13 protein-coding genes and 5 pseudogenes are annotated in these 20,589 nt (G+C 36.1%); 17 read left to right on the top strand and 1 reads right to left on the bottom strand.

Annotation, left to right across the window (positions count from 1 at the left end; all coding sequences use genetic code 11):
* Window positions 1–379 precede the first annotated feature (379 nt).
* The 11 genes and pseudogenes from L1611_RS05105 to L1611_RS05060 all read left to right on the top strand — a co-directional run.
* Window positions 380–833: pseudogene (locus L1611_RS05105) on the top strand (proline dehydrogenase family protein); the annotation flags it as partial.
* A gap of 73 nt (window positions 834–906) precedes the next feature.
* Window positions 907–1,113: pseudogene (locus tag L1611_RS05100) on the top strand (aldehyde dehydrogenase family protein); the annotation flags it as partial.
* 191 nt (window positions 1,114–1,304) lie between these two features.
* Window positions 1,305–1,433 (top strand): annotated as a pseudogene (locus tag L1611_RS20905) (proline racemase); the annotation flags it as partial.
* A gap of 202 nt (window positions 1,434–1,635) precedes the next feature.
* The gene (gene dctP / locus L1611_RS05095) at window positions 1,636–2,661 is read left to right on the top strand and encodes a TRAP transporter substrate-binding protein DctP (protein WP_236311988.1); all 1,026 of its coding nucleotides are present in this window, start codon (window positions 1,636–1,638) and stop codon (window positions 2,659–2,661) included.
* A gap of 157 nt (window positions 2,662–2,818) precedes the next feature.
* Window positions 2,819–3,316: a TRAP transporter small permease gene (locus L1611_RS05090; protein WP_236311987.1), complete on the top strand. Its 498-nt coding sequence runs from the start codon at window positions 2,819–2,821 to the stop codon at window positions 3,314–3,316.
* 32 nt (window positions 3,317–3,348) lie between these two features.
* Window positions 3,349–4,650, top strand: coding sequence for a TRAP transporter large permease (locus L1611_RS05085; RefSeq protein WP_236311986.1), 1,302 nt, complete (start codon window positions 3,349–3,351; stop codon window positions 4,648–4,650).
* Between the two features lie 339 nt (window positions 4,651–4,989).
* The gene (locus L1611_RS05080) at window positions 4,990–5,205 is read left to right on the top strand and encodes a hypothetical protein (protein WP_236311985.1); all 216 of its coding nucleotides are present in this window, start codon (window positions 4,990–4,992) and stop codon (window positions 5,203–5,205) included.
* A 209-nt stretch (window positions 5,206–5,414) separates the two neighbouring features.
* A complete protein-coding gene (locus L1611_RS05075; RefSeq protein WP_236311984.1) occupies window positions 5,415–6,395 on the top strand; it encodes an ornithine cyclodeaminase family protein in 981 nt (326 codons plus the stop codon).
* Window positions 6,396–7,500: 1,105 nt separating this feature from the next.
* On the top strand, window positions 7,501–8,247 hold the full coding sequence (locus L1611_RS05070; RefSeq protein WP_236311983.1) for an ornithine cyclodeaminase family protein: 747 nt from the start codon (window positions 7,501–7,503) through the stop codon (window positions 8,245–8,247).
* Window positions 8,248–8,698: 451 nt separating this feature from the next.
* Window positions 8,699–9,001 (top strand): annotated as a pseudogene (locus L1611_RS05065) (hypothetical protein); the annotation flags it as partial.
* A 35-nt stretch (window positions 9,002–9,036) separates the two neighbouring features.
* Entirely contained in the window at window positions 9,037–10,089 is a 1,053-nt protein-coding gene (locus tag L1611_RS05060) for a proline racemase family protein (RefSeq protein ID WP_236311981.1), read from the top strand.
* Window positions 10,090–10,760: 671 nt separating this feature from the next.
* On the opposite strand, the pseudogene L1611_RS05055 reads toward L1611_RS05060, so the two are convergent.
* Window positions 10,761–11,327: pseudogene (locus L1611_RS05055) on the bottom strand (putative PEP-binding protein); the annotation flags it as partial.
* A gap of 611 nt (window positions 11,328–11,938) precedes the next feature.
* Between L1611_RS05055 and L1611_RS05050 the strand changes: the two are divergent.
* The 6 genes from L1611_RS05050 to L1611_RS05025 all read left to right on the top strand — a co-directional run bounded on the left by L1611_RS05050 (window position 11,939) and on the right by L1611_RS05025 (window position 20,588).
* Window positions 11,939–14,236 (top strand): glycoside hydrolase family 127 protein, encoded by a 2,298-nt coding sequence (locus tag L1611_RS05050; protein WP_236311980.1) that lies wholly within the window; start codon window positions 11,939–11,941, stop codon window positions 14,234–14,236.
* 14 nt (window positions 14,237–14,250) lie between these two features.
* A complete protein-coding gene (locus tag L1611_RS05045; protein ID WP_265738345.1) occupies window positions 14,251–16,197 on the top strand; it encodes a glycoside hydrolase family 127 protein in 1,947 nt (648 codons plus the stop codon).
* Window positions 16,198–16,239: 42 nt separating this feature from the next.
* Entirely contained in the window at window positions 16,240–17,619 is a 1,380-nt protein-coding gene (locus L1611_RS05040; protein WP_236311979.1) for an ABC transporter substrate-binding protein, read from the top strand.
* Window positions 17,620–17,694: 75 nt separating this feature from the next.
* A complete protein-coding gene (locus L1611_RS05035; protein ID WP_236311978.1) occupies window positions 17,695–18,648 on the top strand; it encodes a carbohydrate ABC transporter permease in 954 nt (317 codons plus the stop codon).
* The gene (locus L1611_RS05030; RefSeq protein WP_236311977.1) at window positions 18,649–19,479 is read left to right on the top strand and encodes a carbohydrate ABC transporter permease; all 831 of its coding nucleotides are present in this window, start codon (window positions 18,649–18,651) and stop codon (window positions 19,477–19,479) included.
* 50 nt (window positions 19,480–19,529) lie between these two features.
* Window positions 19,530–20,588, top strand: a complete 1,059-nt coding sequence (locus L1611_RS05025) for a M24 family metallopeptidase (protein ID WP_236312046.1) — start codon at window positions 19,530–19,532, stop codon at window positions 20,586–20,588.
* Window position 20,589 lies beyond the last annotated feature (1 nt).

The following is a 20,589-nucleotide window of genomic DNA, read 5'->3' as shown; positions in this document are numbered from 1 at the left end:
TTTGTGTTTCAAGAACAGTTGGTTAAAAACTTTGGATTACCCCTGAGCCTGCTACAATTTTAGTAAAAGGACATTAATTAAGCTCTATGCTAAGTTAATGTCCTTTTCTAATAAAAAAATGGAACGATTGCTCCTTTTATATAAAAAAAGGTTTACAACAAACTATATTTAATGCTAGAATATTTTCAAAAGGTTACAAATTTTTAGAAGATTCAAGGGATTTGAATGAGTACAGTTAAAGAGCTCAATAAATTAGAGAAAAGTAAAAAGGTTGTATTTATCTTTCCCAGGAAGACTGCATTAAAGCTGGCGGTCTAAATATGGATGGGACACTGGAAGCGATTCAAAAGTCTTTTGAATTACACGGTCGTAAAGAAGTAATATTGGAACGGTATTACAAGCATATCTCTACCGAACAAAAGAAGATGTCGATGATTTAAATAAATATAAGGCAAATTTACGTTTGGTAAAAGGTGCCTATAAAGAGTTTTCCGAAGTTGCTTTCCCTAAAAAAGCGGATGTTGACAAGAATTATGAAAAAATCATCAAAACACACCTGTTGAATGGAAATTATGCAGGTATCGCGACCCATGATGACAAGATAGTCGATAAAATCATTCAATTTACACAAAAACATTACATCCCCAAAAATCAATTTGAGTTTCAAATGTTATACGGGATTCGTTCTGATTCTACAAAAGCAATTAGCTGTACAGGGATATAAAGTTCGAGTTTACGTACCTTACGGAACTGACTGGTTTGGCTACTTTATGCGGAGACTTGCAGAACGACCTGAAAATGTTGCATTTGTCTTAAAGAATACATTTAAATAGAAACATATTCTAGGAGGAAACAAAATGACTAAAACACTTGATACTCTTAAACTCGATACGTTTCAGAGATTCATCCGTCATGGGAGATTTTATTACCGGACGCTTCATTAGTTTCACAGGATCTAAAGATGTGGGCCTTCATATTAATGAGCTTACAGGAAAAACGACTAAAGGCCAAAAGTGGATCAAACGGGTCAATACAGAAGTAGGCGGAAAAGACGGGATTGTGGTGGATGAAACAGCTGATTTAGAGGTAGCAGCAAAATCGATTGTCGCTTCCAAGAGGTTGCATATGCTATTGCTGTACCGGTATTTACTCTTAGATTGCCAACACTGTCATAAACATAAAGTTCTCGGCAGGGACTACTTTCCAAGAAACAAATATTTCCGTCGCCGTTACAGCTGATACCGTTAAACCGACACAAATGGCCAGTGGGAAGTATAGATACTAAATTTTAGGGACGAGTCGTTGATAAAACAACAGTTGGGAATTTTCCGACTATTTTTTCTAAAATTAATGGAAACGCTTTCGTTACAAGAAGTCACGAATTTATACTACATCTGGATGATCCAATAAAACACGGTTTTTTATTAAAGTAAAATATATACACTCCATTATTACTTGTTAACCCACACTCATAAGGTTAAAACATCACCAAAAGAATAGACTATAAGAATTAAATTCAGACTGTTCATTCTATTAATATTGTTCTATTAACAGGAGGTGGTGAGGCAAGAAATATAATTTAACTTTTTTATACTAAATGATACATTTATTCGAATTTATAAAGGAGGAATAATTTTGAAGAAAAAGATTTTTAGTTTATTTGCTATATTACTTGCATCACTTGTAGTTTCAGCCTGTAGTTCAAGTGAAAGCGTGTCAGATGGAAAAGGAAAAGCTGGAGATACCATTGATATAAGAATCTCAGGACAATCACCAGATGATCATCCAAGTACTCAATCATTGTATAAATTCGCAGAACAGGTAAAAGAAAAAACTGATGGACGAATTAATGTAAAGGTTTATCCAGCAAACCAGTTGGGAGATTACACGACAGTGTATCAAGAAGTAGGTCAGGGAACCATTGACATGGCTTTAATCTCGCTTCCGGGTGAATTAGATGATCGTTTAAGATTAAATTTTGTTCCATATTTAATAGAAGATTATAAAGATATAGAAAAAACAATTGGTACTGACTCTTATGTTTTTAATAAGTTACAAGAGATAAATAATGAGCAGGGTGTTCAATTACTAGGGTTTTATGCAAATGGTTTCGGAGGAATTGGTACTGCTAAGGAAATGACAAATTTATTAGACTTGGGAGAAGATAAAGGTTTGTTAATACGGGTACCACCAGATGATGTATTCAAAAAACCAATGGAGGATATTGGTTTTAGAACTGTGACAATTCCATATGCAGATTTATATACTTCTTTACAAACAGGTTCAGCAGATGGATGGTCTGGTGGAGAAGCTTCCTTAAATTATCTGGGCTTTCGTGATGTAATAAAATATTTTTACTCAACGAATGATTTCTTTAATGCGGACGCTTTTATTATAAATAAAAATCTCTTTGAAAAAATTAATAAAGAGGATCGTAAAATAATAGAGGACTTATCCGAAGAAATGATGGCTAAGAGTATTGAAACTGTTGAAAACTATGATAAGGAATACAGAGAAAAATTGGAGGAAGAGGGAATAAAGGTTGTTCAATTAAATGAAGAAGAAATTCAAAAATTAGCTGAGCATGTTCGAAAGAATACTTGGCCAGAGCTTAAAGATCATTTAGGTGATGATATTATTGATGAATTAATGAAACAATAACATTTACTTTCTAGTGGAAATGGCATGTTACCTATGTGTTTTAAAGTATAAATGCCATTTCCAATACAATAATCTTATGCTTTAAAAAGTTTAATTTTGCATTTATAGGAAGGAGAGGATTTACCTGGGTATATTAATCAAAATACAGAAGGGGATTATGGTCATATCCAGCATCCTTATTCTGATCGGCTTATTTCTATCTGTAACTTTTCGTTATGTTTTGAAAATCGATTTATTTGGAATTGAAGAACTACTCCTTATCCCCATATTTTTGTTGTATTTCATAGGTGCTGCCCAAGGTAGTTACGAGGGAAGTCACATCACTGCTGATATTTTAGAATCCTATATTAAAAGTGAAAAAATAAAAGCATGGAATAGATTGATAACCTCAGCTGTAACACTTATTGTTTGTTTAATTATAACATTTTGGACTGCACAGTACTTAATTTGGAGTTTTAACAATGGTGGTACAACATCCGGCTATCAAATACCTTTATATATACCTCATGGAACAGTATTTATTGGATTTATATTAATGTCTTTTTATTCATTGATTCATTTTTTTCATCAAATTAGTTTAGTTAAACATAAAATGAAAAAAGATAAAGTAGAAAGTAAAGTAGAAAGTTCTCTGAAAGCACATCTTGGGAACTAAAATTTTAATACAAAATATAAGGGTGGGATGTAATGGAAATGTTAATTGCTTTATTAATTTTAATATTTACTTTAATCATTGGAATACCAATACCATTTGTTTTTTTAGCAACAGTCATATATTTAGTATTTGCATTAGGTTATGATCCTAGCTTTTTAATCCCTTATGGATTTAGTAAACTAAATAATACGGTTTTATTGGCAATACCACTTTTTATTATGGCTGGTTCTATAATGAGTATAGGTGGTATTGGAAAGAGAATTGTTGACTTTACAGAATTTTTTGTAGGAAAAATTAAAGGTGGAATGGGAATTGTTACAATATTAGCTTGTGGAATTTTTGGGGCAATGTCTGGTAGTGCGGCGGCCGCACTTACTAGTATTGGAAAAATAATGTTACCTCGGTTAGAGGAAAGTGGTTACTCAAGGGGCTTTGCAACATCATTAATCTCTAGTGCTTCCGTACTCGGTTTACTTATTCCTCCAAGTGCTCTTATGATTTTATATGCTTGGATTGGAAATCAATCTGTATTAGCTAGTTTCCTTGCAACAGTAGGGCCAGGTATTATTTTAATGACTTTTTTAAGTATAATTAATATTATTTATATGAAAAAGAGAAATATTGAAAGTGTTGAAAACCCTAGTGAAATATTATTAACGAGAGGAAAGCGATTCCAAAAGAGAACTGTTGCAGCTATGCCTGGTTTATTAATGCCATTTATCGTATTAGGTAGTATTTATGGAGGAATAATGACGCCAACAGAAGCTGCGGCAATAGCGGTAATTTATGCAATTCCGGTAGGATTTTGGATTTACAAAGAATTAAAAAGTAAAGGACTTTTTGAAGCATTAGCTGAGGCGGCAACTACAACAGGTGTTCTCATGGTTATGTTATTTGCCATTATGATTCTTAGTCGTATTATTATCATGGAAAATGTACCGGATACGTTAATGGAACTACTATTTAAAATTACAGAAAATCAATTACTACTAATGCTATTGATTAATCTATTTTTAATTTTTATTGGAATGTTGATGGATGATGTTAGTGCTGTATTACTTTCTACACCACTACTACTCCCTATAGTTGTAAATCTAGGTGTTGATCCGATTCATTTTGCTGCAATTATTGGTGTAAACCTAGGTGTGGGACTTCTTACACCGCCAACAGCTCCTTTATTATATCTTGGTGGTAGGATGAGTAAAGCACCAATAAAAGAATTATTAGGTCCAACAATGGTAATGATTTTATTTGCATGGGTTCCAACATTATTAATTACTACATTTGTCCCTGAAGTAGCATTGTTTCTTCCAAAGTTACTTTTAGGTAAATAGTGTAATTTTTATAAATAAGCATTACTACAGCTTGTAGACAAAGCTCTTATAAATAAAGGTGTAATTTTTGGTAGCTTAAAGGATTGTGTAAACTCTGCTGTATCAAGCGAAGTTATTATTTCAAAAACTGTTTGGATTAATTAATGATGGTTTATAAAAAGGAGGCGTTTTTTTGTTATTACTTTCAGGAAAAGACATCGAGAATTCCTTATCAAGGGAGTTAGTTCGAAATTCAGAAATAATTATTACGGCAACAACATCAGTCTCCCCCGTTATTCCAGATGATACGGATCTTTATAAAAATAAGTTAGTTGTAGGGTAGGATCTTACAAAAGTAATATGAGGGAATTGCCACAAACTTTGTTTGAGCAAGCTGATTATTATTATATTGATTCGGAACAAGGAAAGGTAGAATCTGGTGATATTATAGACCCGATGGAAAAAGGCTGGGTTAAAGATCCTCAGGTTTTACTTTTATCCGATTTGTTATCTGGGAAAACAAAAGCACCGAGAAATGACAGTCTTATTATATTTTTCCTAAAGGATTCAGTATAGGAGATATTTGGGCATAAGGGGGTTTTGAAAATTAGACTGAATATATAATATTGGGAAAAGTTTTCCGGAAATTTTAGTAGTAATTGGTTCTTGTACAAAAACTTCACCAAAATCCATCATAGTTACGCAAATTATTAAAAAGGTAAAATTTTACTAAACCTGTAAAATTTATATAATATTAGGCACTATTTAAATCTAAGGGGGATATTATGCGACAAATTTCAGAAGAACAAGTACAAAATATACTTGATATGGAACTGGTTCTTCCTGTTATCAAGGAAGCTTATGAAGATTGTGTTGAAGGGAAAATTTATGCAGGAAACCGTATTTTTATGCCTATTCGCGGCGAAAAAAATGTAGGACAATGGTTAGTCGCTAATTGTACGAACAAACCTTTCTTCGGATCAAAATTCTCATCTGTTTTCCATGGGAATTTGAAAAAAGGTCTGCCTAGTACAATCTCTAAAATCAGTTTATATTCAGCTGAAACTGGCGAACTTCAAGCACTGATTGATGCGAACTATCTGACTGCCATCAAAACAGGCGGCAGTGCAGCAATCGCTACTGACTTAATGGCAAGAAAAGATGCCAACAAACTAGGAATTATCGGCTCAGGTCTCCAAGCGTTCTCTCAAGTATTGGCCATCCAAGAAATTCGACCTATTGAGGAACTTTACGTGTATGATATTAATCCTGGACGAGTAGAAAGTTTTATTGAAAGAATTGAAAAGATCAAAAATCGGCCATATAAAATCATTGCGGCTAAAACGGCTGACGAGTGCGTGTCATCCTCTGATATCATCTGTACTTGTACTACCTCACTCACTCCTGTTTTTAAAGGAAGTTCAGTCAAACCAGGTACACATATTAACGCGATTGGTTCTTTTACCTCTTTTATGCAGGAAATTGATACAGAAACAGTACTGAAATCGGATAAAGTAATCACGGAACACGTTGAGGGTTTATGGGAAGCCGCCGGTGATATTTTGATTCCATTCGAACAAGGAAAGATTACCAAAGACAAAGTGTCAGGTACGGTGGGAGATGTGCTAACTGGAAAAATTCCAAAAAGAGAAAATGAGCAAGAAATCACGCTCTATGAAAGTGTCGGATCCGGTGTCTTAGATATCGCACTTTCTATTGCTGTTTACAATAAATTAGTGAAAGAATTAGTGAAAGATGTGAAATAAACCATTTTTAAAAGTATTTATTCAGAAAGGAGCATTGTAACGTGACAGGGAGTAAGAGCTAGACAATTGCACCAATATCTGGAGTCCATAAAAAAGTGTTTATCAGTTTTGCCTTAGGTCAAATACTTACAGATGGACCCGCGGCGCATTAGCTAGTTGGTGAGGTAACGGCTCACCTGGATTTTTTAATTGGTAATTATTGTGTTATTATGTAAATTAGTATTAGGAAAACTCCCCCAATTCCTTATAGATACTTACAACGAAAGAAAAGAGCAGACTGTTCATTTCATAACAGTTTGCTCTTTTTTGTATGCGTGCCCAGCATGCCGTTAATTGCTAGTTGGTGGAAGTCCAACCTGAGTAAGTGCCAAGACGCTCAGTAGCTGACAGGCAACTAGTGGAAAAATCCTAAGGTTGTAGCCCTGTTACAAAGTAACTCTAACAAAGAGTGCGAGCAAACTAACAGGTTGTAACATAAAGTGAATCCTACCGTCTCGTCAAAAGAACCTGCCTACGGTAGCCAAAGAGAAGTCGAGCCTTGGTGTAATGGGCAAAGACCATGGAAGGTGTGAAGAGCTTGGAACAGCAGCACCGAAGAATCTCTCGGGGTATGGGGAACGACATGTTAGGAAAGTAATTAACGGAACTGGGGATACCCACCCTGTCACTTTCTTGAGAAAGTAAAGCAAAAACCTATAAGTGTAAACGAAATGGCTGATGGATGAGAGGGAGTTGGAGGGGGTCATAGAATACAAAAAATAAGCAATTTAATTGAAACACTAAAAGATAAACAAATCAAGTAGAAGATCCTACTATTTTAAAATAGTATGACATTACCGAGCTGATTTCATGGGAGTATTAGGTAATGTCTTTTTTTGATTAATTCACCCGCAAAAGGATCAGATAAACCTTTTTATTAAAAAATGGTTTACAATCAAACCTTTTAGGTGCTAATATACATTAAAGTTAATCAAATTTTTTGATAAATTCGACAAAAGGGGAATCTACTATGGCCAGTGAAGAATTTAGAAAAAGTAGAACAAAGTAAAAGGGTTGGTTTATTTACCTTTTACAAGAGGACTGCATCGAAGCCGGTGGTCTAGATATGGATGGTACACTTGAAGCGATTCAAAAATCTTTCGAATTACACGGCCGCAAGGAAGTAATCCAACCGTCAAAACCGGTTATTCGCTGGGGAGGACCTGAAACAGAAGAGACAAGAGGAAGAATAATGACGATGCCTTCTTATCTTGTTGGTGAAATTGATGTAGCAGGAATGAAGTGGATTCCGAGTATGCCAGAAAATCCGAGAAAAATTGGACAGCCGAGGGCTTCTGCCATCATTATTTTATCTGATCTACATAATGGTTTTCCCCTTGCAATTATGAATGGAACAATTGTAAGCGCTATGAGAACTGGAGCGGCAACTGGTATCGCTATAAAATATTTAGCCAATCCAGATTCCCGTACAGTAGGAATCATTGGAGCAGGTGTCCAAAGTAGAACACAGTTAATGGCTGTAACAGGTGTGTTTAAAAATCCAATTGAACAAATTAAAGTATTCGACTTAAATGAGGAGAAAACTAAACAATTCGTAAAAGAAATGCAATTAGAGCTAAATGTAAACGTTGTCAATGTGACAAGTGCAGAAGAAGCAATTCGAGAATCAGATATCGTAATCACCGCGACAATGTCAACTTTCCCGTATGTAAAAGGAGAGTGGCTAAAAGAAGGAGCATTCCACTCTGAAATTTCTTTCTGGGACACAGATCCGAAAGAATTAGTTCATTATGATAAAGTCGCCATGGATGATTTCGAACATGTGAAGCATCATGGAGTAAATTTACATTAGTAGATGCTCATTTACATCTTAAGTCATCTTTTTAGAAGATTGAACAGTCCAGTTTTGAAATGCGTTAGAAACGGGCACTCTCATAGGTATGTTACGGGGTGTGTTACCCATTTGGCGGATTCAACTTATTCGGTACAGACTTAAGGGTAGAAAGTTATGATTTTTTAAAATTATTTAATCATGGAAACCTTCACATGAATAGAAAAATGAGATGAAGAGGGATGTATTTTTTGATTATTCAAAATATGGAGGGGAATTATGAAAAGAGTACGTACATTAGAAGAAATGCCTTTAGGTAACTTTCATTTTCAAATGTTCTTCTACACCGGCGGGGGAGGGCCTTTATTGACGGGTACATCATTGGTATCATCGCAGTAGCCTTGTCCGTCTCCCCAGTACTTCCGGACGATACGGAGCTCTATAAAAATAAGTTAGTTGTAGGGTAGGATCTTACAAAAGTAATATGAGGGAATTGCCACAAACTTTGTTTGAGCAAGCTGATTATTATTATATTGATTCGGAACAAGGAAAGGTAGAATCTGGTGATATTATGGACCCGATGGAAAAAGGCTGGATTAAAGATCATCAGGTTATACTTTTATTCGATTTGTTATCTGGGAAAACAAAAGCACCGAGAAATGACAGTCTTATTATTTTCAAAACAGTAAATATGGCCTTGTTCGATGCCTCTATTGGTAATTACGTATATAAAAAAGCCAAAAAAGCAGGGATTGGTCAGGAAGTTAATATTTAATGAATATGGAATAAAAAGCATAGGAGTGATAAGATATGAGTTTTAAAAGAATGATCCATGCTGTAGACACTCATTCTGGGGAGCCTCTGCGTGTAATTACTGGAGGAGTCCCTAATATACCTGGAAAAACAGTTTTTGAGCAGATGTGTTGGCTTGAAAAAAACGATGATCAGCTTCGAAAGCTTATGTTAAGGGAACCAAGGGGATATCCACCTCTGTGTTGTAACCTTATCGTGCCCCCGAAGCATCCGAATGCAGATGCTGGTTACATTATAATGGAGCAGGTTGAATATCCAGTTATGTCTGGTGGCAATACCATCGCTGTTGTTACAGTACTTTTGGAAACGGGCATGCTGCCCATGCAGGAACCAGTTACTGAACTAACACTTGAAGCTCCTGCTGGACTTATTCGTGTAAAAGCAGAGTGTTCAAATGGTAAAGTTACGAACGTAACATTTAAGAATGTTCCGGCTTTTGCACCATATATAGATGCAGAAATTGATGTACCTCATTTGGGAAAAGTAAAGGTGGATGTAGGATGGGGAGGGATGTTCTATGTTATTGCTGACGTACGCCAGTTTAAGGGACTTGAACTTATCCCTGAACATGGTCGTGAAATTGCCCGTATTTCCTCTATGATCCGCAAGGCTGCTCAGGAACAATTACCTGTAGAACATCCTGATTATCCAGGAGTCGGTATTACTATTTCTCAGCTTTCTGGACCATCTACAAATTCTGAAGCAGATTGGAAAAATGTTGTTAACGTTGCTTCCGGAGATCTTGACTGGGATGACCCTTCTACATGGACGGGTGCTCTGGATCGGTGTCCTTGTGGGACTGGAACTAGTGCAAAAATGGCTACCTTGTATGCTAAGGGTGAATTGAAATTAAATCAAGACTTTCGACATGAGGGGATTTTAGGGACAGTATATAATGGGCGTCTTGTTGAGGAAGTAAAACTTGGTGACTATAAAGCAGTAGTTCCTACAGTTAGCGGTGAGGCTTGGATTACCGGATTTAACACTTATGTACTTGATCCAACAGACCCTTTTCCAAACGGATTCAATATAGGAGATATTTGGGCATAAAGTATTGAAAAGAGTAACGTCATCTCCATGTGTAAATGTAAAGGTACTTAAAGAGGTTTTTAAAATTTATCAATTTTGTTCTGATACGGACTTCTCTACATCAGATGAACCTCCGAATGATGATAAACTCGGATTGGATAATTTTTAAATATAGTATCTTGTGCTAATTCCTTAACAATTTCCTCCACAAGAGATACTTGAATTTAGAAATAAAAATGTAAGAGAAAGCCAAAATAATTTATCAGGTATTTATATCATCCATAATTGTGTGAAAGATATTTATTACGTTGGACAATCGGAAAGTGTATTGGGCAGAGCTTATGAAAGAACCCTGAAATATATAAGGATTATATTGTTGGGAACGCGAACAATATAATCAACTTTACTAAATTGATAAAACCTTGGCACTATTGTGTCAGGGTATTTTATAGATGATTATGACTTTGAAGAATATAAAGATTTATTAATGTGAGGATTAGCACATACAAAGAAAGGAACCCTAAACATCATCACAGGAGTTGTTTAGAGTTCCTTATTAATTATTACTTAGATCGTCCATTATCGTATTATCTTATTCAAGAAGAGGGTTCTCTTTCCTCATTTAATTGAACTGAGGTTCTTTTATAGGACTACTTTGCTCATGACGTATAGTTGCCTGAGCTGCTGCAAGCCGTGTAGGCGAATGCAAGTCCTGTTTCTCCCTGGACTTGCTCACCAATATTAATCACCAGTTGACGCATTGCTTTCAATTCATTCACATGGCTGACCAAAGGAATCATGATTTCGGATTTAACGTTGATTCCTTTGGTCATAACGTTGGACATCGCATTAAAAATGGCCATGACTTGCATTTCGTAAATTTCAGGATGCATCATACCTAAGCGGCAGCCCCGATGTCCTAACATAGGATTCGATTCTTCTTATAGCCTTACTTTCCGTAAGAATTTTTGCTTTTCCTGTATCTTGAATGAATAAGGTTCGGTCAGTTGCAGCTTTGTCACATCAACGAGCAGTTCTTCTTTGTCCGGCAAAAACTCATGGAGTGGTGGATCTAATAAGCGAACGGTAATCGGATGTCCTTGCATCGTTTCAAAAATTTGCTCAAAATCCTGCTGTTGCATAGGCAGGAGTTGATCGAGAGCGTCTTTCCGTTCCTCGGTAGTTTCAGAAAGAATCATACTTTGTACCGTAGGGATGCGTGAGGCATCCATAAACATATGCTCTGTACGATAAAGTCCAAAATATACGTACATGATTGGTACTGTAAGTAAAAAAATTTTAGCAAATTGTAGAAGACTATTTAAATCCAACTAATTACTTATTAATTAAAAAAACATTGAATTTTCTGAAATGATTTTATATAATTTAAAAAACCTCTTATACGTACATGTATATTATTTTTGTCCGCTCCACATCGAGGTTATTCGTATAATCAATGTAACAGTTGGTTATTTAAGAAGTTGTATTATAAAATCTCCCTTCAGTTTGATAGTGTCGTAGTTGACTCATGAGAAAGTTAAATTTGAGATTTCATCTTTTAACTTCACTTCTTCTAACGATAATAGCTTGTTTTATCTGGCAATTTCTTTTATTTAATCTTCAAATTACGCCCCCCTTAGTTTCTCATCTTTAGATACACAATAAAAGTGTTTAAGTGTACCTACTTGCCATATCCTTTTTTACTTAAAAACCAATCGTAAATAATGTTTTTTTCCTATAGTAAGGACTGAGAAAGTCATTATACTTGCATAATTAAATGTCAAATTATTAGAGAGGAGGATTTTTATAAAGGAGGATAATAGAGAATGAATGATCTAGTTGTACTAATATTTCAAAAAGGAGTATGAATATGGTTGTAAAGATGCAAGTTGAGACAAAGGCGAAACCATTTGATTTAAAAGATGTAAAAATTTCAAGCGGTCCATTTAAACATGCAATGGAACTTAATAAGGAGTATTTACTTCAATTGGAACCGGATCGTCTACTTGCAAGATTTAGAGAATATGCAGGCCTCAAACCAAAAGCTCAGCAGTATGAAGGCTGGGAGGCAATGAGTTTATCGGGTCATACACTCGGCCATTATTTATCAGCCTGTGCAATGTTCTATACATCTTTGGAAGATATCAGATTTAAAGAGCGTTTCGACTATATCATTGATGAGCTTGAAACTTGTCAAAATGCACATGGGGATGGTTATGTTTCGGGCATTCCACGAGGTAAAGAAATATTTCTTGAAGTTGCATCAGGTAATATCCGGTCAAAAGGGTTTGACTTAAATGGAGGATGGGCTCCCTTATATACGCTACATAAACTCATGGCTGGACTGCGTGATGGGTATCAGTTATTAGGTAATAAAAAAGGATTGGAAATCGAAATTAAACTTGCAAATTGGCTCCACGGTATATTCTTAAACATTAGTGACCAACAAATGGAAGAGGTAATGGTATGTGAAATTGGTGGTATAAATGAAGTCCTAGCAGATTTATATGCTGACACGGGTGAGACCAAATATCTTAAACTTGCAGAACGTTTTTGGCATAAAAAAGTTTTGGATCCACTTTCGGAAAATGTGGATTGTTTACCCGGGAAGCATGCAAATACTCAAATACCGAAAATAATTGGGTTAGCTAGGCAATATGAACTTACTAATGATGTAAAACGTAAAGAGACTGTAGAATTTTTTTGGAATCGTGTCGTAAAGCATCACTCATATGTAAACGGTGGTAATAGCTTTAGTGAATATTTTGGAGAGCCGGATTTGTTAAATGATCGGCTCGGTCCGCATACTGCGGAAACGTGCAATACTTATAATATGTTAAAACTGACGAGTCATTTATTTCAGTGGGGGGCAGCAGGTGAAAAGGCGGATTATTACGAAAGAGCTCTTTTTAATCATATTTTAGCATCACAGAATCCAGAAGAAGGATCCGTTTGCTATTGTCTATCATTGGATATGGGTGGTTTCAAAGATTACAATAGAAAATTTGATTTTACTTGTTGTATCGGAACGGGGATGGAAAATCATGCAAACTACGGAAGTAACATTTATTTCCATGATAAAGACAAGCTTTACATCAACCAGTTTATTTCATCCACTCTTAACTGGGAGAGCAAGGGGATAAAGTTGTCACAAGATACAACCTATCCTGAAGACGACATAGTTAAATTTCAGGTAACTACTAAAGATCCAGTGAATTTTTCAATGTTAATTCGTTACCCTTATTGGGCTGAAAACGGCATACAAGTAAAAGTCAATGGGGAAGTACAGAAAGTTGATAGCAACCCCGGGACCTATATAGAAATTGAAAGGACATGGTTGGATGGTGATCAGGTAGAGGTTTATATTCCAATGACACTGCGGCTTGAAAGTATGCCAGATAATCCAAACAGAGTGGCTGTAATGTACGGACCTTTAGTCCTTGCGGGTGAATTAGGTCCACTGAATGATCCAGCAGCTAAAGAACATTTATACACACCGGTTATGATTACAAATGACAAAAAAGTAGAAAAGTGGATTGACCCAGTAGAAGGGAAACGGAATACATTTCAAACGAATGTTGGTTACCTAAAAGATGTGAAACTTTATCCATTTTATAGGATGCACGATAAAATGTACTCGGTTTATTGGGATGTATTTTCGGATGAAGAATGGAAGGAAGCCGAAGAAGAGTATCGTAAAGCCCGCAAAAGAATGAAAATTATGGAAAATTGCACAATAGATTATGTACAGCCAGGAGAAATGCAGCCTGAAAGGGACCATGATTTTGATGGTTACTATACTAGCGTTGGGAGACTTAATAATCGTGGGTACAGGCAAACAGGTGTTGGCGGATGGTTTTCCTATGATTTAAAAGTAAAACCTGATTCTGAAATGATGCTTATTATCACTTATACAGAAGCCAAAGAGTTACAAGATTGTCAATTTGATATTTTGGTAAATGATACTGTGTTGCTTCATAGCACTAAGGGGTTCAAGGAAGTTAATAAGTTTTATAATATCAATCATGTCCTACCACAGGAATTGGTCAATGGAAATGAAGTTATCAAAGTTACATTCAAACCTCACGACGGTCATAGGGTTCGAAGAGTTTTTGGTTTACGAACAGTAAGTAGAAAACAATTTGACGCGCTTGGAAAGAGCCAATAAGGAGTGTTGATTCGTTGAAAACAGTAGATAGTAAATTAACTGATGTTCAAGTAACAGACAATTTTTGGAGTAATTATATGGATGTAGTTATTAATGAAGTGATTCCTTATCAATGGGCTGCATTAAATGATCAAATTCCAGATGCACCACCAAGTCATGCGATTAAAAACTTTCGAATCGCAGCGAAAGAAGAGAAAGGGGAGTTTAAAGGTTATGTATTTCAAGACAGCGATGTGGCGAAATGGTTAGAGGCAGTTGCCTACAGTTTTGAAACGGATCCAAATCCTGAGTTAGAAAAAACAGCTGATGAAGTGATTGATCTTATTGGAAGAGCACAAGAAGAAAGCGGATATTTAAACACTTATTTTACTATAAACGAACCAGATCAAAAATGGACAAACTTACGAGATCACCATGAGCTATATTGTGCAGGTCATATGATAGAGGCAGCGGTTGCATATTACCAATCTACTGGTAAGAGAAAATTATTGGACATCATGTCTCGGTTCGTTGATCATATTGATTCAATATTTGGTCATGGGGAAAATCAACTGCCTGGATATCCTGGCCACCAAGAAATAGAACTATCGCTTGTGAAACTTTACAGAGTGACAAATAATAAGCGATACCTGAATTTAAGTAAGTATTTTATTGATGAACGGGGTAAAACTCCCCATTATTTTGATATTGAAAAACAAAAGAGAGGTGATGAAAAAAAGCCTTGGTGGACTGATGAATATGGGAGCTATAGCTATCATCAAGCACATTTACCTGTCAGGGAGCAGAAAGAAGCAATTGGACATGCTGTTCGTGCCATGTATATGTATACAGCAATGGCTGACTTGGCTTCAGAAACAAATGATCAAACGTTAAAAGAAGCTTCTAAAAGATTATGGGAAAATGTTACCCAACGTCAAATGTATATCACGGCAGGAGTAGGCTCTATGAGCCATGGAGAAGCATTTTCTTTCGACTATGACCTTCCTAATGACTTATGTTATACCGAAACTTGTGCCTCCATAGGTTTAGTATTTTGGGCAAAAAGAATGTTAAACCTTGAAAAGGATAGTCAATATGCCGATGTGATGGAACGTGCTCTCTTTAACGGAACGATAAGCGGAATGGACTTAGACGGAAAGAAATTCTTTTACGTAAATCCATTAGAAGTATGGCCAAAAGCCAGTCTGAAAAGAAAAGATAGGATCCATGTAAAGCATGAACGCCAAAAATGGTTCAATTGTGCTTGTTGCCCACCTAATTTGGCGAGGCTAATTACCTCCATTGGACATTATGTATACTCTGCAGATCAAAACGAAGCTTATGTACACCTTTATGTGGGAAGTGAAGGAGAACTCGATATCGGAGAACAAAAGGTCAAAATTGTCCAGAAATCAAATTTTCCTTGGGATGGAAATATCAATATAACAATACTCCCTGAAGAGGAAGCTGTTTTTACAATTGCCCTTCGTATCCCTGGATGGTCCAAAGGGGCAATTTTAAAGGTTAATGGGGATGTCATCGATCTCAATGATGATGTAAAAAAAGGGTATGCCTATATTTCTCGCAAATGGCGAAAGGGGGATGAAATTCACTTAAACCTTCCTATGACAATTGAAAAAATGAAAGCGCATCCAAATGTTAGAGGGAATATAGGTAAAGTCGCTATTCAACGTGGACCACTCGTTTATTGTTTAGAAGAAGCTGATAATGGAGGTAATTTACCGAGCATCTACCTTCCTCTTAATAGCCAACTTAACGCTCATTTTGATAAGGATTTTCTTGGAGGCATGACTGTTATTACAGGAGACGCTGAACGGTTAGATGACTATGGATGGGACGAGCAACTTTATCAACCTGCAGAATCTAAAAGAAAACCTACAAGGATCAAAGCAATACCTTATTATGCTTGGTGCAATCGAAAGCCAGGGGAAATGCTTGTTTGGATTAATGAAAAAAGCTAGTTGAAAAGTGATATTCCAACATTGATAGGAGGTTTGTATCAAATGGTGAGAATTAAGCAGAGCATTACCATATTTTCAATTCTATTTTTAATTACTAGTTTAATAACCGGTTGTCTAGGTGGGACCGATGCAACAGGAACAACTAAAAAAGATGGTGTCGTACAATTGAAATTTACTTACTGGGGAGGACCATTAGAAAAAAAGGCGATTGAAGGAGTAATCAAGGATTTCAACGACTCCCACCCTAAAATTCAAGTCAATCCACAACAAGTTCAAGGAAGTTATCTAGAAAAAATGAATACTATGGCGTCTTCGAATACATTGCCAGACCTTGGATATTTTTCTGAAGGTTCATTACCGACATGGCTTGAAAACGGGAAAATTAAAGATTTGAAACCCCTTTTTGAATCTGGAGAAATCAATGAAAAATTAGATTATGCTATTTTCCAGTTTGATGACGATGGCCCTATTGGTGGGGCTAGTGTAGCAAATGAAGTATACAACATCTATTATAACAAGGATTTATTTGATGAAAAAAACATCCCATATCCACCTACAAAGGCAGAAGATGCATGGACTTGGGAGGAATTCATCGATGTTGCAAAAAAATTAACTGTCGATCGAAATGGAAAACATCCCGATGACCCAGGCTTTGATCCCAAAAACATTAAAACCTATGGGGTTAATAATTTCTCCACAAGATATGAACCTTATATTTACAGTAACGGTGGTGGTATCGTTTCACTTGATGGCAAAGACATTTTGATTGACGAGCCGGAAACTATTGAAGCATTACAAAAAATTGCTGATTTAATGTATGTTCATCATGTTATGCCAAAACCATCAGACCTATCCACAATCCCTAATGTTGATACAGCCTTATTAACCAAAAGAGTAGGAATGACCCTTGATGGTCAGTGGGCATTGCAGGAACTGGGAAAAGCCAAGGTCGACAAAAACCTGAATTTAGGAATTGGAGTTTTACCTAAATTCAAGGAACCTGTAACCTCTAGTGAGGGGACTCCTATAGTAGTATTTGACACAAAAAACTCAAAGGAAAATTGGGATGAAACAAAAGAATTTCTTAAATTTATAATGGATCCTGAAAATTCATTGCCATTAATTCAAAGTGGTTTATGGATGCCGAACGAAGTGCAATGGTATAAAGATCCTGAACTTATTAAAAAATGGACAGACAACCCTGTTCATCCGCCTGAATATAAAGAAGCGGTTATTGATTGGGCTATGAACAATGTTCGTCAAAATCCTAATTATTACTGGAAAGATCGAAGCAAGGTCAATCAAATTTTAACTCCTGCCCTTGATCAACTTTGGAGTGGTGAAAAGACTGCAGAAGAAGTTGTGAAGGATGATATTATGCCGAAAATAGAGAAACAGTTTGGAGACAAATACAGTAATTAACCTGAGGCAGTCACGAAATTTTCTGAATATTCGTGACTTTCTCTTCCTTATAAAGCTATGAAAAGGAGGGGTCATATGAATCTTGAAAAGGAGATTAAGTTAGGAACAGGTGTCCCTAAGGAAATTACAAAAAAAACAAAAATTCGTAGCCTTCACAGAAAGGAAGCTATAGCAGGCTATATATTTGCTTTGCCTGCCATTTTAGGCTTGCTTCTCTGGACAATAGGACCTATGATTGCAAGTTTGATTATGAGTTTTACAAATTGGAAAATTATTGGGGCATCAGAGTGGGTAGGATTTCAAAACTATGTCAATATCTTTACTAATGATATATATTTTAAAAAGTCTCTATGGGTTACTTTTTATTTTGCCTTCGGAAGTACATTTTTTACGCTTCTATCTGCTCTGATTGTCGCTCTGTTGATGAATATGAATGTTAAAGGCCAATCGGTGTTTAGAACGATGTACTATCTGCCAGTCATCGTTCCTGCTGTGGCTTCTAACATATTATGGTTGTGGCTTTTTAATCCAGATTTTGGATTACTAAATACCATTTTGGATTTTTTAGGATTACCGACACTGATGTGGATATACGATGAGTCCACTGCCATTCCATCGTTAATCCTCTTAAGCGTTTGGAGTTGTGGAGGAACGGCACTCATTTTCCTTGCCGGGTTACAGGATGTCCCAAAACAACTTCTTGAAGCGGTTGATATCGATGGGGGAAACGTTTGGCATAAATTTAGATATGTTACGATTCCAACCATTACACCGGTAATTTTCTTTAATCTCATCATGGGATTAATTGGTGCATTCCAGGCTTTTACTCAGGCTTACGTAATGACAGAGGGTGGGCCGAATAATGCAACATTTTTTTATGTATATCTCATTTTCCGGGAAGCCTTCCTACAGAACAATATGGGATACGCTAGTGCACTCGCATGGATCCTATTCATTATTATTGCCCTGTTTACACTATTCATCTTCAGAAGCTCAAAAGATTGGGTTCACTATGGAGGTAGGAAATAGATGAAGGCGAAAACAATTAAAAAAAATATTGCTTTAATCATTTTAATTATTGGTGCTTTGATAAGCTTTATTCCATTCTTTTGGCTTATTCGTAGTTCACTGATGACTAACGTTGAGATTTTTGAATTTCCCCCTAAGCTCCTACCCGAAAAATTTATATGGAGTAACTATATTGAAATTTTCTCTATTATCGATTTTGGGCTGTATGTAAAAAATACACTCTATATCCTTATACCATGCCTTATAGGAACGGTTTTTACAAGTTGTCTATGCGGATATGCTTTTGCGAGATTAAGGTTTCCTGGTAGGAATATATGGTTTGGAGCAATCATTGCTACAATGATGCTTCCACCTGCTGTCACCTTAATCCCGACCTTTATGATGTGGTCAAAACTTGGCGGTATTAATACTTATTGGCCCTTGGTATTCCCGAGCTTTTTTGGAGGGGGAGGTTTTTTCATCTTCTTGATGCGTCAATTTTTCTTGAATATCCCTAAAGAGTTAGATGAATCTGCTTTAATAGATGGTGCAAGTTATTTTCAAATTTTCACAAAAATATTACTTCCCTTAGTGAAGCCTGCAATGTTGGTAATCGGCTTTTTTACATTTACGAATGTATGGAATGACTTTTTTGGTCCATTAATCTATTTAAATGATGAATCCAAATTCACATTGGCATTAGGGTTATTACAGTTAAAAGGTTCTTATTCATCTGATTGGAACTTGATGATGGCAGCTGCTGCCGTAATGGTCATACCGGCTGTGCTCATTTTCTTTATCGGACAAAGATACTTCATTGAAGGGATTAGTCTGACAGGTATTAAAGGATAGATGCCTGAAAATTATAGGGGAGTAGGTTGATTATGACTACGAAAGTCAATATGGACAAATTAAAAAGTGTTAGAAATCGATTTGAAGAAGTAGGTATTGATGGAATGGTGATTACCAGTCGATCAAACCGACGTTATATGACTAATTTTACCGGATCTGCTGGCATTGTGATCATTTCAGAAAGAGAGGCAAAATTATTAACTGATTCCCGTTATGAAGAACAGGCTGGAGAACAAGCAGTAAACTATGAAGTTGTTTTGTATAAACGATCTGTTGAAGAATTAGCTGAACATGTAGAAAAAATGGGGATCAAGAAGCTTGGAATTGAAAAAGACTACATGACTTATGGGGAGTATCTTCAATATAGGGATAAAATAAATGTTGAACTTGTTCCATTATCAGGTGTAATTGAAAGGCTTCGAGAAATTAAGTCAGAAGAAGAAATCAATACAATCCGTGAGGCAGCTAAGATTACTGATAAAGCATTTACTCATATAGTCGAATTAATTCGTCCTGGATTGGCGGAAAAGCAAGTAGCCAATGAGTTAGAATATATCATGAGGAAAGAAGGTGCGACATCCTCAGGTTCTGATACTATTGTGGCTTCAGGTTATCGATCAGCTCTGCCACATGGGGTTGCATCTGAAAAAACCATCGAAAAAGGAGAAATGGTTACATTAGATTTTGGCGCGTATTATAATGGTTACCGGTCTGACATGACCAGAACAGTTGCGGTTGGGGATCCAGGAGAAAAGTTAAGAGAAGTATATCAAATTGTTCTGGAGGCGTTAAATCGTGGGTTGTCAGGTATAAAACCAGGACTCTCTACAAAAGAGGTGGATGCTTTACCACGTGATTTCATAAAAGCGAAAGGGTATGGGGAATATTTTGGTCATGGTGCAGGGCATGGAATCGGCTTAGATATTCATGAGAATCCATTCTTTTCAACCACTGGCAACAATGTAGTACAAGCTGGTATGGTGGTAACCGTTGAACCCGGTATATATTTACCTGGAATCGGAGGGGTTCGAATTGAAGATGACATACTTATAACCGATAATGGAATTGAAGTATTAACCCATTCACCTAAAGAATTGTTGGTTTTATAGG

This window comes from Pseudalkalibacillus salsuginis (assembly GCF_021646685.1).
Classification (GTDB): Bacteria; Bacillota; Bacilli; order Bacillales; family Fictibacillaceae; genus Pseudalkalibacillus; species Pseudalkalibacillus salsuginis.
This window is presented reverse-complemented; position numbering and strand designations above follow the sequence as displayed.

Coding starts and splice junctions, on each gene's coding strand:
- L1611_RS05080 (WP_236311985.1), top strand. CDS start 4,990: ATGAGGGAATTGCCACAAACTTTGTTTGAGCAAGCTGATTATTATTAT.
- L1611_RS05090 (WP_236311987.1), top strand. CDS start 2,819: ATGGTCATATCCAGCATCCTTATTCTGATCGGCTTATTTCTATCTGTA.
- L1611_RS05075 (WP_236311984.1), top strand. CDS start 5,415: ATGCGACAAATTTCAGAAGAACAAGTACAAAATATACTTGATATGGAA.
- L1611_RS05050 (WP_236311980.1), top strand. CDS start 11,939: ATGGTTGTAAAGATGCAAGTTGAGACAAAGGCGAAACCATTTGATTTA.
- L1611_RS05070 (WP_236311983.1), top strand. CDS start 7,501: ATGGATGGTACACTTGAAGCGATTCAAAAATCTTTCGAATTACACGGC.
- L1611_RS05085 (WP_236311986.1), top strand. CDS start 3,349: ATGGAAATGTTAATTGCTTTATTAATTTTAATATTTACTTTAATCATT.
- L1611_RS05030 (WP_236311977.1), top strand. CDS start 18,649: ATGAAGGCGAAAACAATTAAAAAAAATATTGCTTTAATCATTTTAATT.
- L1611_RS05025 (WP_236312046.1), top strand. CDS start 19,530: ATGGACAAATTAAAAAGTGTTAGAAATCGATTTGAAGAAGTAGGTATT.
- L1611_RS05035 (WP_236311978.1), top strand. CDS start 17,695: ATGAATCTTGAAAAGGAGATTAAGTTAGGAACAGGTGTCCCTAAGGAA.
- L1611_RS05060 (WP_236311981.1), top strand. CDS start 9,037: ATGAGTTTTAAAAGAATGATCCATGCTGTAGACACTCATTCTGGGGAG.
- L1611_RS05040 (WP_236311979.1), top strand. CDS start 16,240: ATGGTGAGAATTAAGCAGAGCATTACCATATTTTCAATTCTATTTTTA.